The 1,974-nt window shown below is 74.0% G+C and carries 2 protein-coding genes; both read left to right on the forward strand.

The features are described 5' to 3' along the window. Nucleotides 1–124 precede the first annotated feature (124 nt). Complete coding sequence (locus tag AAW13_RS43910) at nucleotides 125–562, forward strand: MarR family winged helix-turn-helix transcriptional regulator (protein ID WP_046734845.1); 438 nt, start codon at nucleotides 125–127, stop codon at nucleotides 560–562. Further along, the coding region (locus AAW13_RS43915) for an MFS transporter (RefSeq protein ID WP_071659895.1) at nucleotides 559–1,974 on the forward strand (1,416 nt) is incomplete at its 3' end. The genes AAW13_RS43910 and AAW13_RS43915, both read left to right, overlap by 4 nt.

Here is a 1,974-nt window from a genome sequence, read left to right on the forward strand (position 1 = left end):
CCCCACCTCCCCACCGCCCCGCTCCCGCTGCACCACCCCACTCCCGCTGAGCCACCACAAACCTTCAGCCTGGACTGAACAGTTTCGGCTGGACAGTTTGGACTGTCGGTTCTAGGGTGGGCGTATGACAGAGATCTCCGATTCCGCGAGCCGGGCCGCGCGCGATCTGCGCGTGATGTTCAGCCGGTTGCGCCGTCGCATCCGCGAGGTCGCCCAGGACGCGGACCTCACCCCCTCGCAGGAGTCGGCGCTCACCCTCGTGTCGAAACACGGCGCGGCCACCGCCAGCGCGCTGGCCTCCGCCGAGGGCGTGCGGCCGCAGTCGATGGCGGCCACGCTGGCCGCGCTCGACCAGCAGGGGCTGATCCGGCGCAGCCCCGACCCGACCGACGGCCGCCGCCAGCTCGTCACCCTCACCGAGGCCGGACTGGCCCGGGTCGAGGGCAACCGCCAGGCACGCGACGAGTGGCTGGCCCGCGCCTTCCAGGACCGGTACACCGACGACGAGCGCCGGACCCTGCTCACCGCCATCGAGCTGCTGGAACGGCTGTCGCGCCCGTGATACCGAGGCTCACCGCGGGCACCGGCACGGACGCCCGGCCGGCACCCGCCGGCTTCGACCGGCGGCTGATCGCGCCGATGGTCCTGGGTTCCGTGCTGAACCCGATCAACTCCTCGATGATCGCCGTGGCGCTGGTGCCCATCGGCATCGCCTTCGGGGCACCGCCCGCCGAGACGGTGTGGCTGGTCACCGCGCTGTATCTGGCGACCGCCGTGGGTCAGCCGGTGATCGGGCGGCTCGTGGACATGTACGGACCGCGCCGGCTCTACCTCGCCGGGACCGGCCTGGTGGGCGCGGCCGGGCTGCTGGGCGCGCTGGCCCCCTCGCTGGGCGTGCTGATCGCGGCCCGGGTGCTGCTCGGGTTCGGCACGTCGGCGGCGTATCCGGCGGCGATGCGGCTGACCCGCAGCGAGGCCGAGCGCACCGGCCAGGACAGCCCGGCCGGGGTGCTGACCGCGCTCGCCGTGTCCGCCCAGACCGTCGCGGTGATCGGCCCGACGCTGGGCGGGGTGCTGATCGGCGCCGCCGGCTGGCACATGGTGTTCACCGTCAACGTGCCGCTGTCCGCGGCCTGTCTGGTACTCGGTGTGAAGTGGCTGCCGAAGACCGGTCCGGCCGCGCGGCGTCAGGCCATGGACCTGCCCGGCATGGCGCTCTTCTCGGTCCTGCTGGTCTCGCTGATGCTGTTCCTGATGGGCCCGCGGCCCGACCGCTGGTACCTGCCGCTGCTGACCCTCCTGGCGGCCGCCGCCTTCGCGGTCCGGGAGCTGCGGGTGCCGGACCCCTTCGTCGACCTGCGCGTCCTCGGCGGCAACGGACCGCTCGTCGTCACCTATCTGCGCCAGCTCCTCGCGTACACCACCTCGTACGCCTTCCTGTACGGCTACACGCAGTGGCTGGAGCAGGGCCGCGGCCTCGACGCCTCCGCCGCCGGGCTCGTACTGCTGCCGCTGTCCGCCTCCGCGCTGGTCACGGCCACCGTCACCGGCCGCCGGGAGGCCGTCCGCGGCAAGCTGGTCGTCGGGTCCGTGCTACAGATCGCGGGCTGCGCGGCCCTGCTGGCGGTCGGCGCCGGCAGCCCGGTGTGGCTGCTGCTCGCCGTCGGCGCGCTGCTCGGCGTCCCGCAGGGGCTGCTCGGGCTCGCCGCGCAGACCGCCCTGTACCGGCAGGCCGACCCGGAACGGATCGGTTCCGCCGCCGGACTGCTGCGCACCTTCATGTACCTCGGCGCACTGGGTGCCTCCGCGGCCACCGCGGCGTTCTACCCGGACCACGCCGACACGGCCGGGCTGCACGGCCTGGCCCTGTTCATGCTCGCCGGCTCCGTACTGCTGCTGGCGATCACGCTGCCGGACCGCACGCTGGCCCGGCTCACCCCGCAAGCCCCCCAACCCCCCCGAGCCCCCCAAGCC

This window comes from Streptomyces humi (assembly GCF_001005085.2).
GTDB lineage: Bacteria > Actinomycetota > Actinomycetes > Streptomycetales > Streptomycetaceae > Streptomyces > Streptomyces humi.